The sequence below is a fragment of the Spirillospora sp. NPDC049652 genome (genome assembly GCF_040675125.1).
Lineage (GTDB): Bacteria > Actinomycetota > Actinomycetes > Streptosporangiales > Streptosporangiaceae > Spirillospora.
On record NZ_JBFAOF010000475.1, the window covers coordinates 1 to 5,412 of the forward strand.

The 5,412-nt window shown below is 73.4% G+C and carries 5 protein-coding genes; all 5 read right to left on the bottom strand.

Annotated elements, in window-relative coordinates; translation table 11 throughout:
- Positions 1 to 266: 266 nt before the first annotated feature.
- Positions 267 to 2,777, bottom strand: a complete 2,511-nt coding sequence (locus AB0J52_RS25540) for an ABC transporter permease (protein WP_500184765.1) — start codon at positions 2,775 to 2,777, stop codon at positions 267 to 269.
- A gap of 4 nt (positions 2,778 to 2,781) precedes the next feature.
- Complete coding sequence (locus tag AB0J52_RS25545; protein WP_500184767.1) at positions 2,782 to 3,555, bottom strand: ABC transporter ATP-binding protein; 774 nt, start codon at positions 3,553 to 3,555, stop codon at positions 2,782 to 2,784.
- A gap of 270 nt (positions 3,556 to 3,825) precedes the next feature.
- On the bottom strand, positions 3,826 to 4,062 hold the full coding sequence (locus AB0J52_RS25550; protein ID WP_500184768.1) for a chaplin family protein: 237 nt from the start codon (positions 4,060 to 4,062) through the stop codon (positions 3,826 to 3,828).
- A gap of 189 nt (positions 4,063 to 4,251) precedes the next feature.
- On the bottom strand, positions 4,252 to 4,959 hold the full coding sequence (locus tag AB0J52_RS25555) for a response regulator (RefSeq protein WP_500184769.1): 708 nt from the start codon (positions 4,957 to 4,959) through the stop codon (positions 4,252 to 4,254).
- A 26-nt stretch (positions 4,960 to 4,985) separates the two neighbouring features.
- Positions 4,986 to 5,412 (bottom strand): sensor histidine kinase (locus AB0J52_RS25560; RefSeq protein WP_500184770.1); only part of this gene is annotated, 427 nt, incomplete at its 5' end.

Here is a 5,412-nt window from a genome sequence, read left to right on the forward strand (position 1 = left end):
CGGCAACCGCAGCCTCGCGGGCGGCGGGTACGGCGGCCTGCGCGGCGTCCGCTGACCCGGTCGCGCCCCCGCGGTCCTGCGTGATCCGCGGGCGTTGCTGATCCGCGACTGTCCGGGCTGACGAAGGGCCGCGACCGGGCCCCCTCCCCCGCCGCGTCCCGGACGCGCCGCCGCCCCACCGCATCGACGGATGCGGTGGGGCGGTCGGCTTCTCACCCGGCCCGGAAGGCTCAGCCGGCCCGTAAGGCTCAGCCGGCCCGTAAGGCTCAGCCGGACGAGAGGGACTCGACCACCGAGGCCTTCGCGGCCCGGCGGGCCGGCAGGACGGCCGCCACGACGCCCGCGACCCCGGCCAGCGCGATGAACCCGACGATCTGCAGGTACGGGACGGCGAACACCGCGCTCTCGGCCATCGCGCTCGTCGCGGCCCAGCCGAATCCGATCCCGAGGACGACCCCGGTCAGCGCGCCGATCACGGACATGACCAGCGCCTCCACCGACAGCATCCGGCGCAGCTGCCGCCGGGTGAGGCCGAGGGCGCGCAGCAGCGCCGACTCGCGGGTGCGCTCCACCACCGACAGCGACAGCGTGTTGGCGATGCCGAACAGCGCGATCACGATGGCCAGCCCGAGCAGCCCGCCGAACACCATCAGCAGTGTGTTCACGGCCTTGGTGAACTCCTCGCGCAGCTCCGCCAGGGACCCGACGCGGATCGTCGGATAGCCCTTGGTCGCGTCGTCGACGGCGCGGCGCGCGTCGTCCACGTGCACGCCGGGCTTCACCTTGGCCCACACGACCGCCGCGTCCCGGACGGCCGAGACCCGCGCGAAGTCGGTTTCGTTCACCAGCACGCCGTACAGCGGGACATTTCCGCGGAAGATCCCCGCGACGCGGATCGGAGCGCTCCCCAGGTCGCCCCGGACCTGGACGGTCTGCCCGACCCGGTAGCCCTTCGACTTGGCGGTCTCCCTGTCCACGATCAGCGTCCCGGGCTCGGGGGCCGACACCGTGCCCGCGACCGCGGTCACCTTGATCAGCGAGCCGAACGACGAGGCGGTGACGGTCGAGACCTTCGCGTCCCGGCCGCCCGACTTCGGCCGGCCGGCCTCGCGGGACTCGGTGATCCGGCCGAGCTGCGGCAGGGCCTGGAGCCTGGTGACCAGCTCGTGCGGGACGGTCCGGCCCGCGCCGTCCCGGCCGCCGCCGAACTGCGACTCGACCTGGAAGTCCACCGGGAAGTGCTCGTCGAGCTGCGCGTTCGCGGTCGCGGTGCCGCTGGCGGCGACGACCGAGAACAGGCTCATCAGCCCGATCCCGATGGTCAGCGCGATCGTGGTGGTCGCGGTGCGGCGCGGCGTCCGCTGCGCGTTCGCGACGGCGAGCCGCGCGGGGACCCCGCCCGTCCGCGCCGGAAGGGCCCCGACCAGGCGGCCGAGCGGACGCACCAGCGCGGGCATCGCGGCGACGACGCCGATGAAGAACAGCGTCCCGCCGGCGGCGACCATGTACATCGGGTTGTCGCCCTTGTCCGAGCCGAACCCGCCGAGTCCGGCGAGGCCGATCCCGCCGAGGCAGAACAGCGCGGTCAGGACCGTCCGGATCCAGCCGAGCCGGAACCGCCCGCTGCCCGGCTCCAGCTCGGCGCGCAGCGCGGCGACCGGCGCGACGCGGGTGGCGGCGCGGGCGGGCAGCAGCGCGGACGCGACCGTCACGACGACGCCCACGAGCAGCGCGACCAGCACGGTCCGGACGGTCAGCCCCGCCGTGCCGAGCTTCAGGCCGGTGTCGAACGAGCCGATCACGCCGAGCGCGCCCGCGCCCAGCCCGAGCCCGGCCACCAGGCCGAGCAGCGACCCGACCAGGCCGACCACGACCGCCTCGGCCAGCACGCCGCCGAACACCTGGCGGCGGGTCGCGCCGACGCAGCGCAGCAGCGCCATCTCGCGCGTCCGCTGGGCGATGAGGATCGCGAAGGTGTTGTAGATGACCAGCGCCGACACCAGCATCGCGACCATGCCGAACAGCAGCAGGCCGGTCTGGATGACCTGGGTGTCCGCGCCGTTGGCCTTGGACAGCCGCTGCGCGAGGGCCTTCCCGGTCAGCGCGTCGTGGCCGGGGCCGACCGCGCTCGCGACCGCGTCCCGGCCGCCGCCGAGCACGTCGATCTCGGTGAACGTCCGCACCCCGGTCATCGCGGACGCGGTCGCGGTGTCGAAGCCGACCGCGCCGCGCATGCCCGCGTCCCGGTCCATGCCCATGTCGACGAGCCCGACGACGGTGAACCGGTGCGGCCTGCTCCTGTGGTCCAGGATCGTGACCGCGTCGCCGACCTTGAACTTCTCGCGCTTGGCGAGGTGGGTGTCGAGGACGGTCTCGGACGGCCCGTTCGGCGCGCGGCCGCCGTTCAGCTCGTACCGGAGCAGGCGCCCGGACGGCACCGACATCCCGGCGGTCGGCATGTCCCCGACCGCCTTGCCGTCCCGTCCGACCAGCGCGGCGTCGCCCTTGACCAGGCCCTCCGCGGCCGTGACGCCGGGGACGCCCCGCACGCGGGCGAGCAGCGAGGCGGGCAGTTCGTCCGCCGCGCCGTCCTTCGGCAGGACGGCCACGTCGACCTTGCCGGCGGACGTCGCGAACGTCTTGTCCACCCCGGACCGCATCGCGTCGGTCAGCACGAACGTGCCGCTGATGAACCCGACGCCGAGGGTGATCGCGAGGGCGGTGAGCAGCAGCCGCAGCCGGTGCGCGGCGAGCCCGGCCAGTGTCGTCTTCAGCATCGCCTCAGGCCCCCAGGCTCTTGAGCCGGTCGAGGACGGTGTCGGGCGTCGGCTGGAACAGCTCGGTGACGATCCGGCCGTCCCGCAGGAACACCACGCGGTCGGCGTAGGACGCGGCGACCGGGTCGTGGGTGACCATCACGATCGTCCGACCCATCTCGCGGACCGAGGCCCGCAGGAAGCCGAGCACCTCCGCGCCGGACCGCGAGTCGAGGTTGCCGGTCGGCTCGTCGGCGAAGATGACCTCGGGACGGGCGACCAGCGCGCGGGCGCAGGCGACCCGCTGCTGCTGGCCGCCCGACAGCTCGCTCGGCCGGTGCCCGAGCCGCTCGCGCAGCCCGACCACGTCCACGACCTGGTCGAACCAGGCCCGGTCCAGCTTGCGTCCGGCCAGCTCCAGCGGCAGCAGGATGTTCTGCTCGGCGGTGAGCGTCGGCAGCAGGTTGAACGCCTGGAAGATGAACCCGATGCGGTCGCGGCGCAGCAGCGTGAGCTGCTTGTCGTTCATCGCGGTCAGCTCGGCGTCGCCCAGCGTGACCCGGCCGCCGGACACCGTGTCGAGCCCGGCCAGGCAGTGCATCAGGGTGGACTTGCCGGAGCCGGACGGCCCCATGATCGCGGTGAACGCGCCGCGCGCGAACCCGACGCTGACGCCGCGCAGCGCGTGCACGGCCGCGTCCCCGGAGCCGTAGACCTTGCTCACCTCCGCGGCGACGACCGCCGCCGGCTCGGCGGCCCGGCCATGCGGCGTGGGCGGGTTGGTGAACGTGCTGGTCACTGCGGCTCCTCAGGTGGTCTCCGATGTCGGGATCCACGCTAGGAAGCGGGGCCTGCCCTGCCATCGCCCGTGCGTCCACCGTTCGGATCAGCACTTCGGCCAGTGGGAACCGTCTCCTACGACCAAAGTCGTACATGGACGTCAGACCGGCCGCTTACCCCATATGCCGTGACATGCGGGAGCGCCGGAACCCTCCCGGGTTCCGGCGCTCGCGCGGTCATCGACGGGGTTCCGTCCGGGGACTCACGGGGTCGTCACCGGACGGAGCGGTCAGCCGACGGCGTTGCCGACGGCGGCGTCGCCCTTGCAGCCGGCGCCCGCGAGACCGAGCAGGGCCACCGCGTTGCCGCAGGCGACGATCGGGATCGAGATCGGCGCGATGATCTGGTTGCCGGAGAGCACACCGCCGGAACCGTCGGTGTGGACGTCGGCGTTCGCGGGGGCGGCCAGGGCCGTCGCCGAGACGGCGGCGGCGAGAGCGCCGGTGAGGGCGAGCCTCTTGAGCATGTGGTACCTCCCGTACGTGGGGCCGCCCCTACGCGGGGCACGCCGGGGCGACCTGTCCAACACGACGTGCGCCGCCGCACCATCCGGCGACATTCACGTACGGTAGTTATTCAGCTACCAATGCGTAAGGGAACCACAAACTCGTGACTGAGAACGAAAAGTCACCATTGGGTAATCGCTCCGTGACGGTCAGTTGTCGCTTTGGCCGCTCTTGACCAGACCTGTCTCATACGCGAACACGACCGCCTGCACCCGGTCACGCAGGCCCAGCTTCATCAGGATCCGGCCCATGTGGGTCTTCACCGTCGCCTCGGACACGTAGAGGCGCTCGGCGATCTCGGCGTTGGACATCCCGCGCGCCACCAGGTGCAGCACCTCGGTCTCGCGCTCGGTGAGCGTGGCCAGCGCCTCGTCCGCCCGGTCCCGGCCACCGTCCGGGAGGTGCAGCGCGAACCGGTCCAGCAGCCGCTTGGTGGTGCTCGGCGCGACCACCGCGTCCCCGGAGCGCACCGCCCGGATCGCCTCGACCAGCTGCGCCGGGCCCGCGTCCTTGAGCAGGAAGCCGCTGGCCCCGGCCTTGATCGCGGCGAAGGCGTACTCGTCCAGGTCGAAGGTGGTCAGGATGATCACCTTCGGGCCGCCGGCCGCGACGATCCGCCGGGTCGCCTCGATGCCGTCCATGCGCGGCATCCGCACGTCCATCAGGACGACCTCGACCGGGCTGTCCGCCGGACGCGCGCGCACCGCCTCCACGGCCGTCGCGCCGTCCCCCGCCTCCCCGACGACCTCGATGTCGGGCTGGGCGTCCAGCACCATCGTGAAGCCCGCCCGCACCAGCTCCTGGTCGTCCACCAGAAGCACCCGGATCGGCTCGTCCTCCCGGATCGGCTCGTCCACCCGTGTCTCCTCACTCGCGTCTGCCGTCACGCCCTGGCCTCCTCGCGGACGGGGATGCGGGCGGTGACCGCGAACCCGCCGCCCGGGCGGGGCCCGGCCCTCACCTCGCCCCCGTAGACGGCGGCGCGCTCGCGCATGCCGACCAGGCCGTGGCCGTGGCCGTCGTCCGGGGCGGCGGCGCCGCGCCCGTCGTCCACGACCGCGACCGTCACCTCGTCGTCACCGTAATGCAGGGTGACCTTCGCCGAGGTGCGCGGACCCCCGTGTTTCAGGGCGTTCGTGAGAGCCTCCTGGACGATCCGGTAGATCGCCAGCGCGCGCCCCTCCGACACCGCCGACGGCGACCCGGTGCGTTCCAGGACCACCGGCAGCCCCGCCGTCCGGACCTGCTCGGCCAGCTCGTCCAGCTGGTCCAGGCCGGGTTGCGGCGCGTACGCGCCCGCCGCGGCCTCC